This is a genomic window from Ruminiclostridium cellobioparum DSM 1351 = ATCC 15832 (genome assembly GCF_000621505.1).
Classification (GTDB): Bacteria; Bacillota; Clostridia; order Acetivibrionales; family DSM-1351; genus Ruminiclostridium; species Ruminiclostridium cellobioparum.
Genome location: NZ_JHYD01000002.1, coordinates 87,446 through 110,610, shown reverse-complemented (window position 1 = coordinate 110,610; position 23,165 = coordinate 87,446). Strand labels below are relative to the sequence as shown.

General features: G+C 40.9%; 19 protein-coding genes, 1 other RNA gene and 3 pseudogenes. 5 read left to right on the top strand and 18 right to left on the bottom strand.

Annotation, left to right across the window (positions count from 1 at the left end; translation table 11 throughout):
- Positions 1–3: 3 nt before the first annotated feature.
- The 9 genes and pseudogenes from T344_RS31995 to T344_RS31465 form a co-directional block, all read right to left on the bottom strand.
- Positions 4–114: pseudogene (locus T344_RS31995) on the bottom strand (DUF6273 domain-containing protein); the annotation flags it as partial.
- Positions 115–473: 359 nt separating this feature from the next.
- Entirely contained in the window at positions 474–764 is a 291-nt protein-coding gene (locus tag T344_RS0102605) for a hypothetical protein (protein ID WP_027627414.1), read from the bottom strand.
- A gap of 379 nt (positions 765–1,143) precedes the next feature.
- Positions 1,144–8,604 (bottom strand): non-ribosomal peptide synthetase, encoded by a 7,461-nt coding sequence (locus T344_RS27425; RefSeq protein WP_162178018.1) that lies wholly within the window; start codon positions 8,602–8,604, stop codon positions 1,144–1,146.
- A 154-nt stretch (positions 8,605–8,758) separates the two neighbouring features.
- A complete protein-coding gene (locus T344_RS0102595) occupies positions 8,759–9,376 on the bottom strand; it encodes a condensation domain-containing protein (protein WP_027627413.1) in 618 nt (205 codons plus the stop codon).
- A 291-nt stretch (positions 9,377–9,667) separates the two neighbouring features.
- Complete coding sequence (locus T344_RS30690; protein ID WP_117407486.1) at positions 9,668–9,781, bottom strand: AMP-binding protein; 114 nt, start codon at positions 9,779–9,781, stop codon at positions 9,668–9,670.
- 415 nt (positions 9,782–10,196) lie between these two features.
- Positions 10,197–10,928, bottom strand: coding sequence for a Flp pilus assembly protein CpaB (gene cpaB / locus T344_RS27420; RefSeq protein WP_084331074.1), 732 nt, complete (start codon positions 10,926–10,928; stop codon positions 10,197–10,199).
- Positions 10,915–11,370, bottom strand: a complete 456-nt coding sequence (locus T344_RS0102580) for a prepilin peptidase (protein ID WP_027627412.1) — start codon at positions 11,368–11,370, stop codon at positions 10,915–10,917. Before T344_RS0102580 ends, cpaB begins: the two co-directional genes overlap by 14 nt.
- A complete protein-coding gene (locus tag T344_RS0102575) occupies positions 11,360–11,590 on the bottom strand; it encodes a DUF6133 family protein (protein ID WP_027627411.1) in 231 nt (76 codons plus the stop codon). The genes T344_RS0102580 and T344_RS0102575 overlap by 11 nt, the downstream gene beginning before the upstream one ends.
- Positions 11,591–11,636: 46 nt before the next feature.
- Positions 11,637–12,077 carry a hypothetical protein gene (locus T344_RS31465; protein WP_051571540.1) on the bottom strand — a complete coding sequence of 147 codons (441 nt, stop codon included), beginning with the start codon at positions 12,075–12,077 and terminating at the stop codon, positions 11,637–11,639.
- Between the two features lie 541 nt (positions 12,078–12,618).
- Here T344_RS31465 and T344_RS0102565 point away from each other — a divergent pair.
- From T344_RS0102565 to T344_RS0102555, 3 genes are all read left to right on the top strand, one after another.
- Complete coding sequence (locus tag T344_RS0102565) at positions 12,619–12,933, top strand: PadR family transcriptional regulator (RefSeq protein ID WP_027627410.1); 315 nt, start codon at positions 12,619–12,621, stop codon at positions 12,931–12,933.
- A gap of 12 nt (positions 12,934–12,945) precedes the next feature.
- Complete coding sequence (locus tag T344_RS0102560) at positions 12,946–13,560, top strand: hypothetical protein (RefSeq protein WP_027627409.1); 615 nt, start codon at positions 12,946–12,948, stop codon at positions 13,558–13,560.
- 99 nt (positions 13,561–13,659) lie between these two features.
- Entirely contained in the window at positions 13,660–14,295 is a 636-nt protein-coding gene (locus T344_RS0102555) for a DedA family protein (protein ID WP_027627408.1), read from the top strand.
- A 181-nt stretch (positions 14,296–14,476) separates the two neighbouring features.
- Here T344_RS0102555 and T344_RS31880 read toward each other — a convergent pair.
- The 4 genes and pseudogenes from T344_RS31880 to T344_RS27410 form a co-directional block, all read right to left on the bottom strand.
- A pseudogene (locus tag T344_RS31880) lies at positions 14,477–14,548 on the bottom strand (hypothetical protein); the annotation flags it as partial.
- Between the two features lie 80 nt (positions 14,549–14,628).
- Positions 14,629–15,684: pseudogene (locus T344_RS31460) on the bottom strand (sensor histidine kinase); the annotation flags it as partial.
- A complete protein-coding gene (locus T344_RS31455) occupies positions 15,684–15,869 on the bottom strand; it encodes a hypothetical protein (RefSeq protein WP_027627406.1) in 186 nt (61 codons plus the stop codon). The gene T344_RS31455 and the pseudogene T344_RS31460, both read right to left, overlap by 1 nt.
- A 125-nt stretch (positions 15,870–15,994) precedes the next feature.
- Positions 15,995–16,624, bottom strand: coding sequence for a MarR family winged helix-turn-helix transcriptional regulator (locus T344_RS27410; protein WP_034860552.1), 630 nt, complete (start codon positions 16,622–16,624; stop codon positions 15,995–15,997).
- Positions 16,625–16,771: 147 nt separating this feature from the next.
- Between T344_RS27410 and T344_RS0102535 the strand changes: the two genes are divergently transcribed.
- Complete coding sequence (locus T344_RS0102535; protein WP_027627405.1) at positions 16,772–16,954, top strand: hypothetical protein; 183 nt, start codon at positions 16,772–16,774, stop codon at positions 16,952–16,954.
- 201 nt (positions 16,955–17,155) lie between these two features.
- Here T344_RS0102535 and T344_RS0102530 read toward each other — a convergent pair whose 3' ends face one another.
- The 5 genes from T344_RS0102530 to T344_RS0102515 all read right to left on the bottom strand — a co-directional run bounded on the left by T344_RS0102530 (position 17,156) and on the right by T344_RS0102515 (position 22,635).
- Positions 17,156–18,907 carry an ABC transporter ATP-binding protein gene (locus T344_RS0102530; RefSeq protein WP_027627404.1) on the bottom strand — a complete coding sequence of 584 codons (1,752 nt, stop codon included), beginning with the start codon at positions 18,905–18,907 and terminating at the stop codon, positions 17,156–17,158.
- A gap of 488 nt (positions 18,908–19,395) precedes the next feature.
- Positions 19,396–19,817, bottom strand: a transfer-messenger RNA (tmRNA) gene (ssrA, locus tag T344_RS30185).
- A gap of 279 nt (positions 19,818–20,096) precedes the next feature.
- On the bottom strand, positions 20,097–20,561 hold the full coding sequence (gene smpB, locus T344_RS0102525) for an SsrA-binding protein SmpB (protein ID WP_027627403.1): 465 nt from the start codon (positions 20,559–20,561) through the stop codon (positions 20,097–20,099).
- A 529-nt stretch (positions 20,562–21,090) separates the two neighbouring features.
- A complete protein-coding gene (locus T344_RS0102520; RefSeq protein ID WP_027627402.1) occupies positions 21,091–21,951 on the bottom strand; it encodes a PHP domain-containing protein in 861 nt (286 codons plus the stop codon).
- Between the two features lie 201 nt (positions 21,952–22,152).
- Complete coding sequence (locus T344_RS0102515) at positions 22,153–22,635, bottom strand: ribonuclease FAU-1 family protein (RefSeq protein ID WP_027627401.1); 483 nt, start codon at positions 22,633–22,635, stop codon at positions 22,153–22,155.
- A gap of 175 nt (positions 22,636–22,810) precedes the next feature.
- On the opposite strand from T344_RS0102515, the gene T344_RS0102510 reads away from it, so the two are divergent.
- Positions 22,811–23,122 carry a hypothetical protein gene (locus tag T344_RS0102510; protein WP_027627400.1) on the top strand — a complete coding sequence of 104 codons (312 nt, stop codon included), beginning with the start codon at positions 22,811–22,813 and terminating at the stop codon, positions 23,120–23,122.
- Positions 23,123–23,165: the final 43 nt, after the last annotated feature.

The window sequence follows — 23,165 nt, the reverse complement described above, 5'->3', positions numbered from 1 at the left end:
GACTTACAATTCCAACCTTAGCCACAAAGCAGGATGAACGCCGCCTGTACATTTTCCACCGCTGATGTTGCCTTTCAAAATATTGTTGCCTTGGATACCTATATTACCGTCGGTAAAATAATTACAATATAAGCATATTATTATCATAATACATTATATTCCAATATTTCTCAACACAAAATTATGTTATTTACTTAATGTTTTGAAATATTCTGTTTATTTATATTTGTTCAATCTGTCAACAATAAAACCCTCAATCTACCTGAGGATTATAGCCTTAGCATATTGTCATTGCTTTAAGAGCAGTAGCTTACTTTCTATCCCAGTTACTATCCCTACTATTTCTAATCAAAGTTATCTGCCATTTCACTTATTCTTATATATTCTTTTCCCGTCGATGTATATTCAACTTTATCTATGCCTCGAGTGTACAAAATTGATGCCTCCGGAGCCTGGTGGGCCTTGGTGGCATCTCATGTTTTTAATGATTTTCCACGTAGTGGACAAAAACTTGACTTCATTTTAAACCTTGACCCACAGTACTCACATTCATAAGAATCGCCAAGTATTTTAGCTTCATTTCTTAACTTATAATACCGGTTGACAAGATAATTATCCTGTTTCAATTCAACTGCAACTCCTGTAAATGCAAGTGCCAATCCTCTTTGCTTAAAAACATAAAGGACAGCAGAAACCACACTTAAAACAAATATGACACGGAATATTTTAACGGCAGGTTCCAACATGTCTAATTTATATCTCATTGAGCTATTATTCCTGCACATTTTAGTAAATCATGCTCATGCATTCTTCTTCCAACCACTTGTATACCCAGGGGCAATCCTTTTGCCGTTCTTCCCATCGGGATTACAAAAAGTCATCTTAGGCCGGTATTGGATGAATTGGCTAACCTCCCAACGACAGTTGATACGAAAGTACTTATTAATAAGTGCATTGATTTATTTATTGACCTTTATATAAACTCCAAACAGACGATAAATGAATTGAGGTTCATACAAGAGCCAAATCCGGAAATAAAGCAATATTGAACCCGTTCTCTTATCCGCTGCTCCCAGAGCACCTGGTGGTTAGTCATTAATCTCAGGACGCGGACAAAGCCGCATCCTGTAATTTATAACACTATTAGATAAAGCCGACCTTCTTACAATGTTCGAGCATTCTGCATATATGCTCATGGTTTAGCTGCAGCCACTCAAAACCTATGCCTTTAAGAACAGTTTCGGTTTTACTGCTCTCTATCCTAAAGTTCGTGACATTAGATGAATTTGCCAAAACGTGCGCATGCAGTAACATGTCTGCTACGTAAGTTTCAATTGTACTATTTTCAACATTTTCAGATAGATAATCTAAAAATTCATCCAAAGGAACTGTCTTAACAACATACCCCAGCTCTTTTGCCGCTGACTCCAGTTCAAAAGTGGCAACACGGTAAGGATTGCTTATATGATACGTCTCATTTTTGAGATTTGATTTATCAAACAATAAGACTATAGCTTTACTTACATAGTCGGCACATGAAAAATCACGTGTCTGCAGGCTCATTTCGGTCATTAGTCCCAATTTTATTCCAGCCCTTATAAGTTTATAGAAGGCATTGTCGGTAATGTTTTCCTGGAATTTTCCGGTTACTGAATCAAATACTATATTTCCTACCCTGAAAATATTACAGTTTAGTCCGTCTGCTCTAGCATTTGTTATTAATTTCTCAGCTTCAAATTTTGTGGCCAGGTAATAATTGTCATACTCCTGCCCTATGTCTATATCATATTCGGTAAATACGCCGAAACGCTTTCCTTTCACATTGCCGCTGCAGATACTGAGCGTAGAAACGTGATTAAAGTCTTTTGTTTTGCCAACCTTACAAAAATTTATAAGTCTTTCGGTTCCCTTTACATTAATCTCATGGAAATCTCCGAATTTACCGTAATGCTTAACGTTTGCAGCAGAATTTACTACGCAGTCAACCCTGTCTGCAAGATTATTGTACTCTTTTGTATTAAGACCGAAATAATCCTCCGTCAAGTCCCCTTTTATAACATTTATTCTTTCTTTGAATTGGTCATATAGATTATCCCCAAAATAGTACTTCAACTTATCTACAAGCTTTTGCTCTGCTTCATCCTCATTTTTGCCGTGTACCAGTAAATTTATGTCACATCCGGTACTGTAAAGGAGCTGCCGCAGCACATGAATACCAAGGTATCCCGTGCTGCCTGTCAATAAGATACTTTTATAATTCTGCTTTTCAGAAAGTCCAATTGTCGCGTATGTTCCATTTTTTTTCTCGTACTCTTCAAGCGCAGCCTTAATCTCATCATATTCTATTCCCTTTTCAGCAATTGTAAGCTCGAAAGCACTTATACTGTTTGCTTTGATCAATTCGATATTTTTTTTCAGGTAGCCTTTGCTATACGATATTCTGCCTGCCAGGCTTTTTACGGTTGGACATTCGAATATATCATTCATGCTCACTTTAAAATCTACTGACAGCTTTGAAAGTAATTGTATCGCCTTTAAGGAATGCCCTCCTAGTTCAAAAAAGTTGTCATTTGTTCCTATTCTCTCTACTTTCAGAACACTCTGCCATATTTGTATTAGATTCTCTTCCGTCTCATTCTCAGGTGCCGCATACTCTACGCCGGTATGGATATTGCCATCGGGTTCGGGCAACATTTTCCTGTCTATCTTGCCGTTGACTGTCAAAGGCAATTTTTCAAGTTGTACTAAATAGGACGGTACCATATATTCCGGCAGTTCTTTTCTAAGGCTGTCTTTGATGTCACCTGCCCAGATTTCCTGATCCGATACTATATAGGCACAGATATTCTTGTCCCCGCTTTTCTCCTTGACCGCCACTGCCGCATCCTTGACTCCGGTTTGCTTTTTCAAGACACTTTCGATTTCACCCAACTCTATCCGGAAGCCGCGGATCTTTACCTGCTCGTCGATCCTGCCCAAATACTCAATGTTGCCATCCGGCAGCCATCTTGCCAGATCCCCTGTACAATACATTCTACCATTGCCGAGCGGATTTTCGACAAACTTCTCAGCTGTCAATTCCGGCAGGTTCAGGTATCCCCGGGCCAAGCCCACTCCTGCTATGCACAATTCGCCCGGGATCCCGATACCGCAAAGGTTATTGCCATTCATTATATAAACCTGTTTGTTTACTATCGGTTTTCCGATCGGTACTCTCTCTGGTACTTGCTCCCCGGGGTTACATGCCCAGTGCGTCGCACAAACCGTTACCTCGGTCGGGCCGTAATCATTGGAATACTTCATATGCTTGCTGTTTGTACATACCAGTTCCTGATTGGTTTCCGAGCCTGCAGTGATGATTGTGCGAAAGTGCCGGATATCTATCTGTGTCAGATACTGGGGCGGCAAAACAGCAATGGTGATATTGTGCCTGGCAACATATTGCTCAAATAATTTCGTATCCCTTTGAACATCTTCCGGGCACAGACATAACCGTACACCAAACAGCAAACTCATTGCCATTTCAGATACGGTCGCATCGAAAGAAATGCTCGCAAACTGTAATACTACATCAGATGCCGTAAGTGCATGGTTTTTAATAAAATATTCCCTCAAGTTAACTACACCCGCATGCTCAATCATCACACCCTTGGGTTTTCCAGTCGTTCCCGAGGTGTAGATGATATAGATGAGATCATTCGGTGTATTCACGTGTTTCGGATTCTTAGTCTCTCCGGCATACACCCCCTTGTCAAAAAGGTTGATTACCGGGATACCCGTCTTTGTCGGCAGTTCCATCTTACCCAGCAGTACTGCCTTTGGCTGGCTGTTCTCCAGCATATATCTTATACGCTCTTCCGGACAGTCCGGATCTATTGGCACATAGGCTCCGCCTGCCTTGATGATACCTAAAATTCCTATGATCATCTCGATGCTTCTTTGGGTCAGGATAGCCACCTTGTCGTCCGGCTCCACACCAAGCTTCCGAAGCTTGTATGCCAGTTGGTTCGCTTTTTCATTCAGCTCTCTATAGGTCATTTTTTCTTCTTCAAATACGACCGCAATATTGTCTGGTGTTTTCTTAGCCTGCTCTTCGAACAGTTCCACCACTGTTTTGCCACTCGGATATTCTGCGGCCGTGTCGTTGAAGGTCTCGACGACCAGCCTCTTTTCTTCTTCATCCAGCATACTCAGTTCACTGATCTTCCCCTCCGGATTTGCCGTCAGTTCATCGACCAGATGGCTGAAGTGCTTCATCATCCGTTCCACACTTCCCTGTTCGAACAGGTCGGTACAGTATTCCCAGTTCATTGCATAGCCGTCTTCTGCTTCACTCATACCTAAAGTGAGATCAAATTTGGCGATGGTATGTTCGCTTTCCATGCCCGCCATCTTCAAACCGTTCATTTCTAGGTTTGCCTGTTCGTTGTTCTGCAGGACAAACATGATGTCAAAAAGTGGATTCCTGGAAAGGTCCCGTTGTATCTCTACCGATTCCACCAGTTCCTCAAACGGATATTCCTGGTTTTCATAGACTTTCAGGGCACTTTCCCTGACTTCTTTCAGAAAATCCAGATATTTTTTGTCTTCTTTGGGATATCCCCGCATTGCCAGCGTATTGACAAACATGCCCATCATCGGCTCGGTATCTTTATGGGTCCTTCCCGAAATGGGACTACCGACAACAATATCTTCCTGACGGCTGTATTTGCCAAGCAGTATCATCATCGTAGAAAGCAATACCATATATGCGGTTGCCCCTGTCTTTCGGCACAGTTTATCCACCGCTTTCTTCTGTTTAGCCGTCAGCATTCCGTTGATAATGCTGCCCGCATAGCTCTGTGTCTGCGGCCTTAGGTGGTCCAGCGGCAGGTCCAGCACCGGCGCTGGTTCTTTGAATACACCCTGCCAGTACATCTTTTGTTCCGATAGGTCTCTTGTCCGCATCCACTCGCTGTAATCCTTGTACTGGACATGCAGCGGTTTTAATTGCTCTCCGTTGTACAGCATGGACAATTCTTTTGTCAGAATACTTATAGACATACCGTCAGAGATGATATGGTGCATATCGAACATGAGGATCGTTTTGTCCTCTGCTGTTTTTACTGCTTTCGCCCGCATCAGAGGTGCCTTTCCGAGGTCAAACGGACGCACGAAACCGGACAGCAGGTTTTCTTCCTTTCTATCCGTCCATTCTTCATACTCCAATTCAACCCTAACTTCTTTGGCGATTTTCTGTACGGCTTCTCCTTCCTTACTATGAAAGCTAGTGCGTAAAGCCTCGTGGCGTGCGGTCAGTTGCTCCAATGCGGACTTCATACGATCAAAATCAAATCTTCCCTGGATTTCCAGTCCCGCCGGCATATTGTAGGTGATGCCCGCATCGTCTATCTGGTTGATCAGGTATAATCTCTTTTGTGCTGACGACATGGGGTAGATTTCTTTTTCCTCCGCCTGTGGGATCGGAATATATTCCTTTGCTTTTGCTCCTTCCACTTCCTTGGCAAGAAGCTTGACGGTAGGAGCAGTAAATATGGTCTTTAATGGCAGGCGGACACCAGTCTTGGCTTCAATTTGGTTGACAACCCGGGTAGCACGCAGGGAATGACCACCCATTTCAAAGAAGCTGTCTTCAATCCCCACCGGAGTAACGCCCAATATTTCTTCAAAGATGCCTGCAATGGTTTCTTCCGTCTTGTTTCGCGGTGCAATATATTCCTGCCCGCTTGTTGCTTCCGGTTCCGGCAGAGCACGTTTGTCAAGTTTCCCGTTCCTCGTAACCGGAATGTTTTCGATCTGAAGAATATATGCGGGTACCATATATTCCGGCAGTTCTTTTCTAAGGCTGTCTTTGATGTCGCTTGTCTGGATATTCTGATCCGATACTACATAGGCGCAAATACTTTTGTCCCCGTTTTTCTCTTTGACCGCCACTGCCGCATCCCTGACACCGGTTTGTTTACGCAGGACACTTTCGATTTCACCGAGCTCAATACGGAAGCCGCGGATCTTTACCTGTTCGTCGATCCTTCCCAGGTACTCGATATTCCCGTCCGGCAGCCATCTTGCCAGGTCCCCGGTACTGTATATCTTTGTACCTTTAATAAATGGATTGTCGATAAATCTAGCCGCAGTAAGTTCAGGCTTGTTTAAATACCCTCTTGCAAGACTATCTCCCCCTAAATATAGTTCACCAGGTATCCCTATTGGTAATACTTCTTTGTTATGATTTAAAATATATGCTTTGATATTACTAATAGGTTTACCTATCAAAGCACACCCTATATCGGCTTCTGCATATTTATACTCAAATTCAATACATCCAACCGTAGATTCTGTTGGTCCGTACTCATTTAATATTACTGCATGATTAATTTGCTCTGATATATGTTTTGCCAAAGAGATCTTTAGTTCTTCCCCTCCTACAATAAAGTATTTAATTTTTGTCTTGCCAATATGTAAATTTCCAACAATACTCAAGTGGGCAGGAGTAATTTTAATTGCTCCACTTTTACCATTAAATATATCTTCCATTATAGGTAGCATAGAACCTAAATCCATTTCCCTATAAACATATATTGTTTTTCCTGTAAGTAACGGTAAATATATAGATGTTACTGTCAAATCAAAAGATATTTTAGTGTATAGGGGAAAACTTTCAATAGCTATTCTATTATTAATATAATAACTTACATAATTATTAAGTGCTCGGTGCTCGATCATAACCCCCTTGGGCTTGCCTGTTGTCCCTGATGTGTAAATTACATATATAAGATCATTTGGGGTATTCACATGCTCAGGATTTTCAATCTCCCCTGTATAAATCTCCCTATCAAAAAGGTCTATCACCGGGATATTTGTTTCTACCGGCAGTTTAGCTTTACCTACAAGGATTGCTTTGGGCTGACAGTCTTCCAGCATATATTTAATTCGTTCTTCTGGATAGTCCGAATCCATTGGAACATATGCCCCTCCTGCCTTGATGATTCCATAAATACCTATGATCATCTCTATACTTCTTTGAGTTATTATTGCAACTTTATCATCCGGCTTTACACCGAGTTCTCTTAGTTTATATGCCATCTGATTCGCTTTTGAGTTCAGCTCCGCATATGTCATCTCTTCTTCTTCGTATACTACAGCAATGTTATTCGGTGTTTTGCTTACCTGCTCTTCAAAAAGTTCCACCACTGTTTTACCACTCGGATATTCTACTGCTGTATAGTTAAAAGTCTTCAGGATAAGATTCTCTTCTTCTTCGCCTACTACACTTAGCTCACTAATCTTTTTCCCTGGATCTGCAACAATTTGTTGCAATAGCAGTTCCATTCTTCCCAGCAGTGTCCTGATTTCCTCTATCCCATATTCCATAGGATCATACATGATCTTAAGCGTCAGTGATTCTCGTATAAATGCATTTAATGAAATTCCATAGTTTGTCTGCCCCCTGGAACTTTCCATGTTAATATTAAATCCACGGATCCCTTGGTTGACCGATTCGTCTATATAGTAGTTTTCAAATGCAAACAATGTCCTGATCAAATTGCTGCCCAGTGCACTTCTTCCTTGTACTTCCGCCAGTGGACAATAATCATATTTCATACTTGTAATTGCCTGTTGCTGCATTTGCCCGAGCATTTCTTCCACCGTTGTACTTTCTTCGCATTTCACCCGGGTCGGTATTGTATTGATAAACAGTCCCACAGCCTTCTCAATTCCCTGTATATCAGCATTTCTCCCGGATACCACTTTTCCAAATACAACATCAGTGTTCCTGTTATATTTTTGCAACAAAATACCCCATGCTGTTTCAACTACAGTGCTCATCGTTACATTGATAGAACCGGAAAGCTTTTGTAATCGTCTTGTCAACTCCTTATCAATAGCATACACTTCTTCTTCAACCTGTTCCTCAAAATTCCTGCTCGGGCTTAGTGACGGTATATCCGCAGCTTCGTTGTAATCTGCAAGAAGGTTTTCCCAGTAAGAAAGGCCTTCTTCCATATCCTTTTTCTTCAGCCAGCGAATATACTCGTCGTAGGATGCAATATCCTTTTTCTCTTCCTGCACTCTTTCCTGCATGGAAGAGAATGAGCTTCCCTCCGCCAATGCCTCGTAATACTGCATGAAATCTCGGAACAGCAGCGACATACACCAGCCATCTATAATGATATGGTGAGAACTCCATAGAAGGACATACTCTTCCTCTAACTTCCTGAGAACTGTCACACGAAGCAGACTGTCTTTATACAGATTGAATCCTCGTCGGATATCTGCCCGCTGGATATTCACAATCTCGTTTTCCTTTTCTGTACTATCAGGCAATTCGATTACATTGCATTCAATTTTACGATCATTAAGTACAACTTGTAAAGGCTTATTACTTTTTTTAGAAAAGACAATTACCGTGCGCAATACATCATATTTTTCTGCCAATAACACCAAACTTTCTTTAACCTTCTCAATTTTTAGTTTACCTGTTATGTGAATCCTAGCTTGCAGTACGTAGCCTGTTGACTGCTCGTCCAGTTGTTTGTGATACAGCATTCCTTCCTGCATTGGTGTCAGAGAGTAGATCTTTTCAATATTATTTCCTTTCCCCATTATATTTACCTCCAATAATCTATCATTCTCTTCTTATTCCTAAACCCAGCCACGTATTTCATTCTTATGTTCAAAACAGTCATAATTTGCAAAGTTAGCTCCGTTTTTAATGATTTTTGCTAATTCTGCATTATCTCACTTCAATTACTCCGTATTAATTGAACATATCATTAAGTTCTTTCAAAACATCTTGGGAGACATCGAATATCCCATAATCCGATGCAGTTTTTACAACTTTTTCTTGAGATATGCAATACTGGACAATTGTTTTAATTGATTCAATGTATCTTTGGCAGAACTGCTCCATGCTTTGCCTGCTGTATCTTCCCCTGTTGTAGGCAACGTCAAACCGCAATTTACCTCCAGTAATACTCCCGTTCATGGTGATGCTTTGCTTGGAGATGTTTTCTCTGGGAATACTGCTTCCGCAAGACAGATTTGATGCTGCGATTCTTCCATTCGCACCAAGCTCATGATCCAGATGTCCCAGATAGTTGAAACAAAGGTCCGCTTCTACATTCGCCCATTCATACTGTCCAAGGTGTTTTGCGACGCCGTATCCGACCCCGTGATGCGGAATTCTTCTTAACATCTCTTTGGTGTTGATGATCATTTCTTCGATATCTATCGATGTTTCCAGTACGATTGGGTAGATGCTGGCAAACCAACCGACGGTCCGGCTAATATCCACTGCTTTGTGAAGCTCCTCACGTCCATGACCCTCCATTTCTACTGCAACGCAATTTTGTCTGTTCCACTGCTTCACTGCCATGCCAAGTGCGGCGCCAGCAATAGGTCGTTGATCTCCATTCCGTATGCTTTACCCGCTTCATACTACAATTGCCGGGTGCTTTCCTGTTCCAGTTCCAACGAATATGGGTATATTCCGTTAGATACTTGGTGTTTTTCTATTACGTTACAAATTGATAAAGGCTCTTTTTGTCACTAGGCTTAAGCATAATAACTTTTGCCCCTACAAATGACCACCACAGAATTTCCCATCTGTCAAAAAGGTCTACCGGGATATTTGTTTTTACCAGCAGTTCTGCTTACCCCAAAAGGATCACTTTAGCTTACAGTCTTTTAGCATATATTTTGATTCTTTCTCCCGGATAGCCAGGTCCATTGGTACATATGCCCCTCCTGCCTTGATAATTCCGTAGATACCTATGATCATCTCTATACTTTTTTTTGAGTTGTTATTGCTACTTTATGCTTGTTATAATTTTGACAATACCTCAAATAATGGTAATAATTGCTTGTTTTTAGGCACATTAAAATTATTGATTCTCCCTGTAAGATTAATATAAAAGTGTTTCATAATGCCCCTTCTCATCCATCCTATATCTCTCCTGTCCTGATGAAGTCTTTTCAATCGGAACAATTCTAATATCATTTGCTTAGATATGATTGAGGAACAAGGTGCCAAGGAGTAACCTATAGCTTCAAAATATTCGATTCCATCTATATCCTCTGAATACTTCTTCCGGCAAGAGATTAGCTAGTTCAGCTTTTACGATATCCAATAATCCATTCACAGTTGGCATTTTCTCCTCCCAATAGGAATAACAGTATCAGCAGTATTGTTATTCTCATTGTACTATTATAGGAAATTTTTTACAAGTAAAATCGACCATATATTCTATTATTTTACAAATTACAACATCCGAAATTAAGCCTTTTCTCTCTCCACTTCCTCGTATTATATAGTTATAGTGTTCTGGTGTTACCAGCAGGGTAACTGTTGACGGAAGTTCTCTTTCGTCTGCCTTTGACTTTTCTTTCTGTTCTCCTGTGTTGGCATCGTAGCCGCTTGATGCAGTTACTGAGATCACTTCCACATATTTAAGCTCTGGCGGAATCACTGTTGCCCCTTGCTTTTTGTAATCCGGTGCAATAACCGACACTATATCTCCGCTTTTGTGCTTTCCTGAAAGACCGTTTGCAAAGCTCTTGATAGTTATTGAAACAGCCTGTCTGCTTCCATCCAGATTATATAAATATGCATTTTCAGCTGCAGGAGTTTTTGATACTTTTGTATTTAATATGTAATCTCCAACCGACATATCCGCAAGCACATAACTGCCCACTACAGTATCTTTCTTACTTATTACATTTTGAGGAAGATTGTACCCTCCTACTTCCACCGTTTGTACCATGTCCTTAGTGATTTCATCACCTGTCTTGATATCCTTTGTCACACGGACAATTTCTGTTTTCTTACTAATTCCTTTGTTAAACAGCGGTGTAATGCCGAAGCAGATGAGGAGTGAAAGCACAATGCAAAAAACTCCGACCACTGTTCTGTTTTTAAATATACTCATATATAATTCCTCCCAATTTCATTAGATATATGACCAAGAAGCCTAATGCAAGGCATGGTGCAAGAGGCAGGGAAAGATTCCTTGCCTCCTGTTTTTTCATTCTTTTTATAAGTGTATAAGCAATAAATACCAGTACCTGTAATGTGAGTCCTATTATTAATCCGCAGTTCGTCATTTGCAGTCCAAGAATCAATCCAACAGCAGCTGTAAATTTTATATCACCGCCGCCTAACCTGTTCGGTGCTATCCATGCCGCAATTACAAAAAGCGGCAGTGCCGCCAATATTCCCAACAGATTAATTATTTTAAAGTCCAGGAAGGATACTGCTGCCACCGAGATACATATATACGGCGGTATTTCTCTTTTTCTGATATCTATACAGGCGGTGCATACCATCAGACAAAAAAACAGCACCGCCTGAACGATACTGTTAACCTGCATAATTGAACATACCCTTTATTTTATTTGTAAGTGTCGGCATTACCACATCACCGAACAATGCATAAAGACCTGCAAGCAGCAATGCCCCAAGTACTACCGCAATCAAAATTTTAACCGCCGTGTCTATGTATCCGTCCCCTCTGTTGTTGTTTAACTCCATCTGCATTTTTACAATCTGTCCTGTTCCAAAGTTATTCATTTTTCTCATTAATTTTTTCATACTCATTTACCTCATTCTTTCTTAATATTATTTTTATTATTGTTGATTACATTGTCATCGTGTGAGCATTGCACTGCTCTGTTCCCACAGGCATTTCCTGTTTCTGCACTTGGCTCTGTCCCTGTGTAAGTGCTTGTCCATAAGCACCGATTACCGCATTGTCAAACTCTTTTCTGGCTTCCGCCGTACACGGGAAACATATATCCTTGTATCCTTCAATGTCATTAATTTCTTCAGACCAAAATTCATCGTCTTCAGTAACAATTTCATCTCCATTAATCACTGCGCCCATCTCAACATCTGTTACATCTATCCACCATTGTAATAAATGATATAAAGCATACTCATGTATCGGGCTTAAATAATCTCGTTTGAAATCATCTTTAGTTATTTCCTCAAGTTCAAAATATAATTTCCTTACATCTTTCAGGATTCTTTCGCAAATAAAACTCTGGGAATATATCTTGTAGAAATGTTTCCCAATCAAGTCCATCACATGAAGACTTAAATAATTCGATTACATAATAAATATTTCTATTTATCTTCTTCTCTATACTTTTTGAAATATTATAATTTAAAGGAATCAAACTATTCACCTTCCAATTCATCTGTTCTTGGTTTTGTCATTAATTATTGCTTAGCTATATTACCTAACTGCTCTAATTAGCAAAATTAACTCTATGTCATCTATATTTTCGCCCTTTTTTCAGGCTCAAAAACGGCACTTTTTTGCCCAAAATTTTGCTCATTTTTCGCTCTGAAACCACTACATATTGTGGTCAACCCCTACTTTTTCTCCTCCGAACCACATCTTGTCATCAGAATTATCGCTTCTACGTGCCTTGAGTGTGCAAAAAAGATGCTGTATGTATCTGGTAACCCCTTGGTGTCAAGGTATATCTTTGTATCCTGGCACAATCGGTACTGAAAAAATCCTTTTATAAGTACTTGACAATGTTAAGTAGATGGCATACACTTGTTAGTGTTAAGTACTTAATAACATTTAGTATTGTTTGGTGGTGAGAGTTTTGAATAAAGAAATGCTGAAAGGTACAATAGATATTCTTATCCTGAGTGTCCTCAAGGAGCATGATAACTATGGATACGAAATATCAAAAATTATCAAGACAAAATCAAGTGATTTATTTGAAATACTGGAAGCCACTATGTACCTTGCGTTGAAAAGGCTTGAAAATCAAAACGCAATCGAGTCTTATTGGGGTACTGAGAGAGGCGGTGGCAGGCGCAGATACTTTAAAATAACTGATCTGGGCAGCGAGCAATTAGACCAGTTGACTTCTGACTGGAAACAAACTGTACAGCTCGTTGATAAGTTCATTTAAGGAGGCTTTTCTATGAACAAAATAAAAAGGATTTACAACCTTACCGATATAAAATATCCCTGGTTGCTTTTGGCTTCAATGCTGGGGTTCATTATTGCCCTCTGTTTTAACAGATCCTATTCTGAGGCTTTTACAAGGATTGAAATAGTGGTTTACAGCGCGGTTTTTCTTATCGCCCTGCTATGGAGTATATTGAATTATGTAGGTCATCTTCAAATAAGCACAATTTATAAAAAGCATGACAACATAGACGGCTTTATCAAAAGGCTTACAATGAGCAAGGAGGACAAGGCTGGACTTACAGAGTATCTAAATGATTTTGTCAAGGATTTAGAAGAACACGGCAGTACCCATGAAGAAGCTGTAAAAACAGCTATCAGTCATTTTCAAGTGAAGGAATTTACCCAATCGCAAGGCAATATATTTGAAACTCAGATACACTTCTATTTATTGGGCTATGTATCAATCTTTGTAGGGCTTATCATCGTAATACAATGTATTGACTTGATTGTATCCCTGCCGTTTATCGTTCTGGCGATGAGTTTTATGTTTATGTTGTTCAGTGCCGCATTTATATGTCTATTCTTTATCTATAAGCTGATAGACGTAATGATTGCGAAAAAGTAAAGTACGAAAAGGTAACTTTTCATTTGAGAGGTTACTTTTTATTTTAACTAAGTACTTAACATTATTATGTAAAAAATATTATTTAGTAAAGGAGCATTCATGCAAGAAATTATTTTGGATATTATCAATCAATTTGGTTATCTCGGTATTTTTTTATTGATAACGATTGAAAACATTTTCCCACCTATACCATCCGAGGTTATCTTGACCTTTGGCGGATTTTTGACAACATATACCAACATGAATGTTTGGGGTGTTATAATAGCGGCAACAATTGGCTCGGTGGTGGGCGCAATCATTCTGTTTGTTATTGGGCGTATACTCAACGCCGAACGCCTTTCACGGCTTTTTGACAACAAATTAGGCAAGCTCCTACGTCTAAAAAAAGAAGACGCAAGAAAAGCTGAAAGATGGTTTTTAAAACATGGAAACAAAGCGGTTTTCTTTTGCCGGTTTGTCCCTATCGTCCGCAGCTTGATATCCATACCAGCAGGGGTGGCGAAAATGCAATTTTGCTCCTTTTTGATCTTAACAATTATCGGCACTTTTATCTGGAACGTTGTATTAGTCTTTCTCGGAAGAATTGCAGGAAACGCTTGGGAAACAATCGCCAATTATGTTGATTTTTACACTATGGTAGCTTTTATTGCTTTTGTGTTGATTGCAACATTGGCAGGAGCAATCTTTATAAAAAAACGTTTTATAAATACAGCAAAGCAACCGACTGATAAGTAAGGGCTGTGTCATCCTGTCTGCCGCACCTTTTAAAATATTTCTCCCTTTACCAATAGTCATTTCGTATCCAGATTTTTGTTGTATAAAAACACCCCCGGAGATAAACAATGATTTTTTCATTGTCTACTCTAGGGGTATCTTATCAAAAGTGCAACAATCTTTTCATTTTTAGTTCTAAAACTTATTTGGCCAGCTTGAACACCTGGTATATAATTACCGCTGCTTGAGCTCTTGTTGCATTATTCTTCGGAGCAAAATTGTCATTACAGCCATATCCTGTCTGGTTATCGCATCATTGACTCCGAAGGTTCCATCTGTCTTTCCCTGTACTATGCCAAGTTTTTGAGCTGTCGCTATTGCATTGTAATACCATTTTCCATCGTTTACATCCTTAAATGTACAATCAGTATTCTCATCCGTCAAATCAAAGGCATTCAACAGCATTGCCAGGAATTCGGCTCTTGTTACACTCTCGCCTGGCATGAACAGGTTGTCTCCGCGTCCGGCTGCAATAATTTCAAACTGATCGTTCTCTATGGCAATCATATTCACAAGCTCAAAAGTGTTATGTAGAAAGTGCGGATTAATCTGGCTCTGTGATGCCGACAGCTCGGCATCCCTTTCTCTCAGTTGGGTCTCATACACTTCCATTACCAAGCGGTTAATTTCACTGACCACAACATTAAAACCTTCTGCCATGCTACCAATTTCATCATTTCTGAAAATTTCGGCACGCTCCTTAAAATTTCCCGCCTGTACCTTTTTCACCTTACCTTTCAAATGCCGCACAGGCTTTACGATGCTGTTGGAGAAAAATACCGCCATCACAATGGCAAGAAATATGGAAACAATTGAAATAACCAGAGTAAAATTTATCAGTGCCATGGCATCTTTCTGAAATTGCCTCTCATCCATAATGCCGATTATATTTAGTCCTGTGTAGTCTGACATTTTGCTTGCAACAATATAGTTAATGCCTTCAATCTTGATCCTTTCGGATGCAGAGATATTGAATTGCTCTCCCAACGCTTCCCCCGGATAAAATATATGTCCCTGCTGGTCGGTTACATAAAGTTTGGTCAGACTGATCAGCATAGTGAGAACCGGAATAAAAAAGCTCATAATGGTACCGGCTGTGATTGAAGCGCGGGTGTATTCGCGGTTGACTTCAAGATATTTGTTATATTCCTGCTTTTCCTTATCAAAAGCACGAATTACCTTTACTCCGGTAAGCCCCTCTTTGAAATAGAGGTTCAGTTTGTCAAGCAACTGCTGCATTTTTGCATAAAGGGGACTTGCAAATCTATTAATGATAAAATAGGCAATCGCAAGGAACGGAATCATACATACGAAAATCAGTGCTAAAGACGGGGAAAGCAGGACGGTCATCAAAATTCCGCCAACCATAGCATGCCCTGCGACCAGATATAGGTCGTGTCGCCTTTGACAACGCCGCTGTTGATGATATGCGCCGTCACATAGGGCTGATAAAGCGAGCAACCGATTTGAACCAGAAGGAATGCAATGGCTGCAAGCGTTTGGGCTGGCGGCAGACGTTTGATTATTTTAAACATGAAAAAACCTCCGTTTCTGATTGTTTTGTATTGGTTCAGGGTAAAATTGGCGCAAAAAAAGAAAGGGTACTGCCGTTTGGCTTTTTTTACAGCAGCACCACTTTAATTCTGCTAATGGTATTCAGTTATTCGTCGTCTGAATCGTCGGGACTAAGACCGACCCCATGACCTTTCGGCGGGGCTGGCGGTGGAGGCGTTCTCTGTTTATTGCCGAAAAACATCATTCCCGGCATCCAACCGCCACTTTCTCTTAAACGCTGCATCATCTCCGGCATCGAGCCTCGTGGGCCCCAGGCATCGGGAAAATCGATTTCGCCGCCCATCTGCTTTTCAAGTTGGGTGATAATCCGGGCTAAATATTCACTCAGGTTTTTACGTTCCTCTTCGTTCAAACAGTCGAAGATCTGGCCGGAATCCTGTTTACCTTGCTCAGCTTGATTGGCCGCCTCTTCGCCCTCTTTTGTGAGCCTGATGTCCAGGACACGGCGATCTGTTTCCGACTGCGTGCGGGTTATAAACCCGGCTTTTTCCAGTTTGGTCAACAGCTCGCTTAAAGACTGGTTCCGCATATCCAGAAGATAAGACATGTCTTTCTGGCTGATTTCCGGCTGCATTTTAAGCAGCGCTAAAATCCGCCCCTGGCCACGGTGCGGGTCTGCAAACGGCCCCTGTTCTTTCCTGCTGTGGTGCTGATATCTATGAAGAAGCATCATCGCACGAGAGAATTGCTCCGTTAAATTCGTATTGTTTTCCATGATTAAATCCTCCGTTGACTTTTTGTTCGGTACCTGACTTTCCAGTACCTGATAATAATATATCAGGTACCGAACTATTCGTCAATACATTTTCAAAAAAATATTCAGGTGCCTGACAAAAATAGAGAAGATTGATAGGAGCCGCTGATGACGGCGAGCGGTCAAGATAACCCTGTTAGAGTTATTGATGCATTTATTGGTAGAATTAACCTTGATGAAGCGGGTTTTAAAAGAGCCGCACTTAATATTGCCGGCAGACCTCCATACGATCCTCAAACTCTTCTTAAACCCTGTAAGGATGTATGGATGTATTCAGGCACGAAAACATGAAAACATAAGATGTGAGCTTACTTCGATCCCTGGAAATATTCCGTTAAATCCAGTGCCATTTTCTTATTAAAGCACCTAAAAGCCTGATAAAATCAGGCTTTTAGGTCAAATTGCGGAAAGTTAGGTTAGAAAGATGCAAAGCTTTTTTAAGAAAATTCTTATATGCGAAAATGCAAAAGAGTGATTTTATAGTGAATGATTTTATAGGTCTTGTGTATTGTAGAGCTTTGCATATACGCTGTCCAGCGCGTACAACTGTTCATGCGTACCTTGTTCTGCAATCCCTTCCTTTGTTAGGACCACTATACGGTCAGCACTTCTCACCGTACTCAGCCTATGTGCAATGATAAACAGCGTGCGTCCTTTCACCAATGTCCTCAGGCTATCCATAACGGCTTTTTCACTATTATAATCCAAGGCACTGGTCGCCTCATCAAAAATAAGAACGGGAGGATTCTTCAAAAAAACCCGAGCTATGCTGATACGTTGCTGCTGTCCGCCGGAGAGTTTTACACCGCGCTGTCCAATGTCGGTGTCATATCCGTTCGGCAGTTCCATAACAAACTCATGCGCGTTTGCCTTTTTCGCAGCTTCAACGGCTTCATCGGCGGCAGCGCCGGGTCTGCCATATAAAATGTTTTCCATAACCGTGCCCCCAAACAAAAATGTTTCCTGCCGCACTACGCCGATTTGTTGCCTGAGCGAGCATAATGCCGCGTCCCGGACATTTATTCCGTCAATGAGGATTTCACCTTCAATGACGTCATAAAACCTGGGAATAAGCGAACACAAGGTCGATTTTCCAATGCCGGAACTCCCCACAATGGCAACAGTTTCACCCGCTTGCACGTCAAGACTGACATTTCTCAACACATAATCCTGTTCCTCGTTGTATCGGAAGGTTACATTGCGAAACTCCACACGCCCTCGGGTAATTTGTATTTCTAAAGCGTTTTCGGCATCACGTATTTCAGGAATCGTATCCATAATCTCCCGGAAACGCCGATAGCCGGATAATCCATCCTGATATTGCTGTACCATAAATGCTAGCTTTGGGACGGGCGACGTAAGATAGGCGGCATACAAGATGAATACCAGAAGATCGGGCACATCCAGTGCAGCGCCGGCAATCCAAATTCCGCCAACTACAATAATCGCTACCGTAATAAGCTGCGTGAAAAATTTTTCTATTACCGTAAAATGCAGTGCCTCGTTCTTATATATATTTGCACGGCTTTGATAAAAATGGCTGTTCCCCGCAGAGAACTTTTTAATTTCAAATTCTTCGTTAGCAAAGCTTTTGACCACTCGGATACCAGATAAATTTTCTTCTGCCTGCATGTTAACATCGGCGATACGACTGCGACTCCTTGCATAGGCTTTTTGGAGCCTATGATAAAAAACAAACGAATATATAGCCATAAAGGGTAAAAACAGGCAGATAACCAATGTTAATTTTAAATTGATGTGGAGCAGGATAACAAGTGAGCCGATAAATTGTGTACCGTAAATGACGAGATTCTCCGGCCCGTGATGATACAACTCCGCTAAGTTCAAAAGGTCATTTGTCAAACGCGACATCAGTTGACCAGTTTTTTGGCTGTCGTAAAAACCAAATGAGAGCTTTTGTAAATGCTCAAACAGTTCCATGCGCATATCACGCTCAATTTTTGCGCCCATATCATGGCCCTTGTAGTCAAAAAACATTGCAAATCCGGTCTGAACCACGATTATGGCCAACATCAGCGCACCCATTTGTAGAATAGTGGCTAAAATGTTTTGTGTACCGTTTTCCAAAACGTCTTTTGTGATGTATCTTACACAGGCAGGTAAAATAAGCGCAAGAGCTGCAATAAAAATGCTGGAAAAGAGATCAGCAATCAGCAATCCTTTATATGGCGCATAATACGATAGAAATTTACGTATTCTTTTGGTTTTTTTGTTTAATCTCATGCAATCCTCCATATTAGGAGGGCTAAAGTATAGTCACCCTCCTTGATTCGCTTCCGGTAACCATAACTATGTTTTTCATGTTTTAACACCCTTTCTCTCTATAAATTATTACAGCAAATTATTACATCTCAGGTTTCTTTGCGGCATAACCAATATAAATCATATGAACTGTAATTAATAAATATTTTATGGCTGATCGTGTGAGAAAGCAATCTACAGGACGGTTATAATCATTTTCTACCACATCTGCATTTCAAAATCAGTATGCAGCATATAAACAATATATATATCCGTAGTATTTTACTACATAAATTAAAAGGGCAATAAATATCATAGGAACAAAGAAATTAATAGAAGCAATGCAGGTATAAACAAGAGGAAACTCTTTTTTATTGGAAAATTATAATGAAAAAAGCCCGCAAACGCACTAAAATTTTATGTATAAAACGCCAAAAAGCCTGATAAAATCAGGCTTTTCAGACAAATTTTGGTGGAGGCGAGGGGAGTTGAACCCCTGTCCGAAACCATATCCTCAAGAACTTCTACGGGTGTAGCCTATGCTTTGTGCAAAGTTACGTATCCCTTGCGGGACGATAACCTTACGTTTCCCTACAGCGGCCCCCCACAGGCAAGGTGCCGCTTTCGGTAGCCTTTAAGTTCCGAAATGGCTCAAGGCTACGGCCAAATCAGTGCTAGCATTTAACCTTCCTATGCAAAAGGGCTGACTTGTCGACGCCAGCTACCCCAGGTGCAGCAACCTGGGACTGACGGGCTGCCATATTAGGCAGCAGCTAAAGCGAAATTATCGTTTTTAGCGTTTAATTTTAAGTTCTCGTTTTTTAAGAGGCCAACGAGAATCCTCTACCCGCTTATCAAGTCTCAACAATCCCGTCGAAACCATTACGCCCCCATGTATATATGGTACGCTGTGCGTACCTGACAAAATTACCCGGCAGATAAAAGTTTTTACTGTTCCTGCCTTGTAATTATTGTATCAAATTGGGCTTATAAGCTTACTACAAAAATATTTACTTGTCAAATATCAGTTTACATAATTTCGAGACAGTAATCCCTCATTAGTGCCTCAACAGTATCTATTACTGTATTTCAACTTCAACGGTATCCATTAGCATTACTTTCGGCAAACTCAGCAATTCTCCGGCACATCATGCCAGGTACAAACTTCCTGCTACCTCTGCTGTTCCTTCAGCTTGCGGTCAATCTCCCGTTTTGCATCACGTGCGACAATATCATCACGCTTGTCGTACAATTTTTTACCTCTGGCAACTCCAAGTTCTATTTTAACCATACCGCGTTTCAGGTATGCCTGGATAGGTACCAGAGTGAAGCCCTTCTGCTGTGTCAAACCAATGAGCCGGTTTATTTCCGACCTGTGCAGCAAAAGCTTTCTGTCACGTAAAGGATCCTTGTTAAATATGTTGCCCTGCTCATATGGGCTTATATGCATCCCACTCAGGATTACTTCCCCGCCCACAATGGAGGCATAGCTTTCCTTCAGGTTCAGCTTGCCCTGTCTGATGGACTTGACCTCAGTTCCGGACAAAACGATACCTGCCTCAATTGTTTCCTCAATGAAGTAATCATGACGAGCTTTTTTATTTTGCGCAACAACTTTATATGCTTCCTTTACCATTCCTACCACCAATTCCATTGTGCAAAAACCTTATCAGACATAATTGATCAAGTTCCGTCACAAGGTTAATATACTTAAAGATCACTGCCAAATTTATAAACAATATCAGACAAAAATAACCCTCTCGAAAAAGGGCTTCTTCTAAAGTATTCATCTGACAGAACATATTATAGCACCGCAGCACCAAAAGGTCAAGTTCCAGAAGTTTTAAGCCTTTCTAAACTTTTCTAGTACAATATTAGACAATAAAACTTCATCTTAATGCGGGATTTTATGCGGAATATTTTCCGACATGGCAGGACATAGAAAGGCACATTAATTGCCCTTATTGCTGCTGACGTAAAAAAGCATTGAACAACGAAGCATTGGATACCAATCTATGGATGCTGAGCACTGGATACCAAGCACTGGATACCAAGCACTGGATACCAAGCACTGGGTGTCAAACATTAGCGCCAAGCATTGCATATCGAAACATTGGCCAATGAGATATTGCCCGAAAATATCCGTCTCAAAAGGTGGATTTGAATCATGCCCTTACAGCTCCTCTAAGCTTCTCCAGGAGCTCATACGGCACCTCAAGCCTTCCTCTTCCCCTTCCAAGTTCGATCCCCGGCTTAAAACTTCCATGAAAGTCACTTCCTCCGGTAACCAACAGTTCATATTTGATGGCAAGTCTCAGAAAGTTACCGGTATCCTCTTTGGAGTTTTCACTGTACAAGGCCTCAATACCCGCCAGGCCGAATTCCTTAAGCTCGGCCAGCAGCGTATCCAGTTCACCATGGGATTTTCCCAAAAATACAGGATGTGCCAGTACGGGCAGTCCGCCTGCGTTACGGATAGCGTTTATTCCATTCTCAGGCTTCAGCTCAACCCTTTTGAAGTAAGCAAGGCCTTCCCTGCACAGGTATCTGTCAAAGGCTTCATCTATAGATGAAACAAAACCTCTGTTAACCAAAACCCTTGCAATATGCGGGCGCCCCATTATATCCCCCAGGGCCACGCCTTTTACCTCTTCCAGGGTGATATCCATCCCCAGTTCATTAAGCCTGTTTATAATTTTTTTATTCCTTACTTCCCTGCCCTGCTTTACAACCTCAAGCTCCTGCCTGATGCCGGTATAGCCGTTAATATCCGGAAAATAGCCCAATATGTGCATCTCGGGCTTGAAATCCACACTTATTTCAATTCCGGGAATCACTTCCACTCCCGATCTTTTTCCCTCTTCCAGTGCTTCCTCAACCCCGTCAACGGTATCATGATCTGTCAAAGCTATTGCCGAAAGACCTTTTTCACGGGCCAGCCGGACAATTTCGGCAGGACTCATGCTTCCGTCGGAGGCAGTGCTGTGTGTATGCAAATCAATCAGCTTTGTCGTATTATTTTTCAATTTTTCCTCCAAGTCCCTGGTGTCTGTAACGTCTTACAGCGTATATGGTCCTGCGGGGAAAATTTACTCGGGACAAGACGGAGAAGTGCGGAATAATCGCTCTATTCCAGCGAAGTACGTGAACAGTACTTTTCGGCAACGCAGTCCTGGAGAAATTTAACCGCCGTCAATATATGAGTTTAAATGTTACAGACCACTATTTTATACTTCCCAGTATTTCTGTTCCATACAAATTGCAGGCGGGAAGGTATTACTATATATGCTTTGCAGTATGGTATCCATCTTCTTTAAGGATCTGCAGGCCTGCTCCTGTGTAATAAGACCTTGTTCAAGAGCAACCGCCAGTTCATCCGCATCCAGCACCTTCATTGTACCGTCGGGCATCAGCTTGACATCCAGCAGCAGATCTATCAATGTATACCTGTTTAAATCCTTTTCGTACTTGACATCAATTATATCGCAATACCAGTAGGCAAACTTTTTGCCGGCATCGTAAAACCTGCTTATTTTAATGCCATCCTTCAAGAAGGTGTATGAAATTCCACCCGATATATCTGCTCTTGGCCTGATTGCCTTCCACCGCGTGATTAAAATCTCTTCATCAATGTATAGTACCTCATCGCTGGAAATATCAACTGTTTCAAATGGAATAAATCTGGTTCTTAAAATACTTGGTTTATTCATATCTTCTCCTAAAATCGTCAAAATTTGCTTATGGCTATTATACATTAGAATCGGCTGTTTTTGAAGGCATATGCAAATTTCTTTTTACAGGGGTTTTTATTTCCCAATTTTTTACTAAAGGAATATGTTTTGTTATAATGAAGAAAAACTTTTGAACTAAAGGGTGGTCTGATTTATGAAGCGGACAAAATGCTGTAATAATTGTGAACGTGGGACACCTATGCACCTGACCAGGGACATTTTGTGCAAATATCACGGAGTTGTCACTCCTGACTATTGCTGCTTCAAATATAAAGGTTCTGCCGACACCGCAGCTGACCGGCACAACAGCTATAAGTGCATCCATTGTGAGTACTTCCTTGTGGAGTTGGATTCTCCAGATCAGGACTTCGGCAAATGCAAGCTGTTCTCGGCAAGAGAATATGACGGAAATAAAAGAAATGCATGCTCGAAATTTTCCAGGAAAATGCTTATAGAAGTATCGTAAAGTTTATACGTTACTCAAAATTATTTGCAAAAATTCCGCTTAA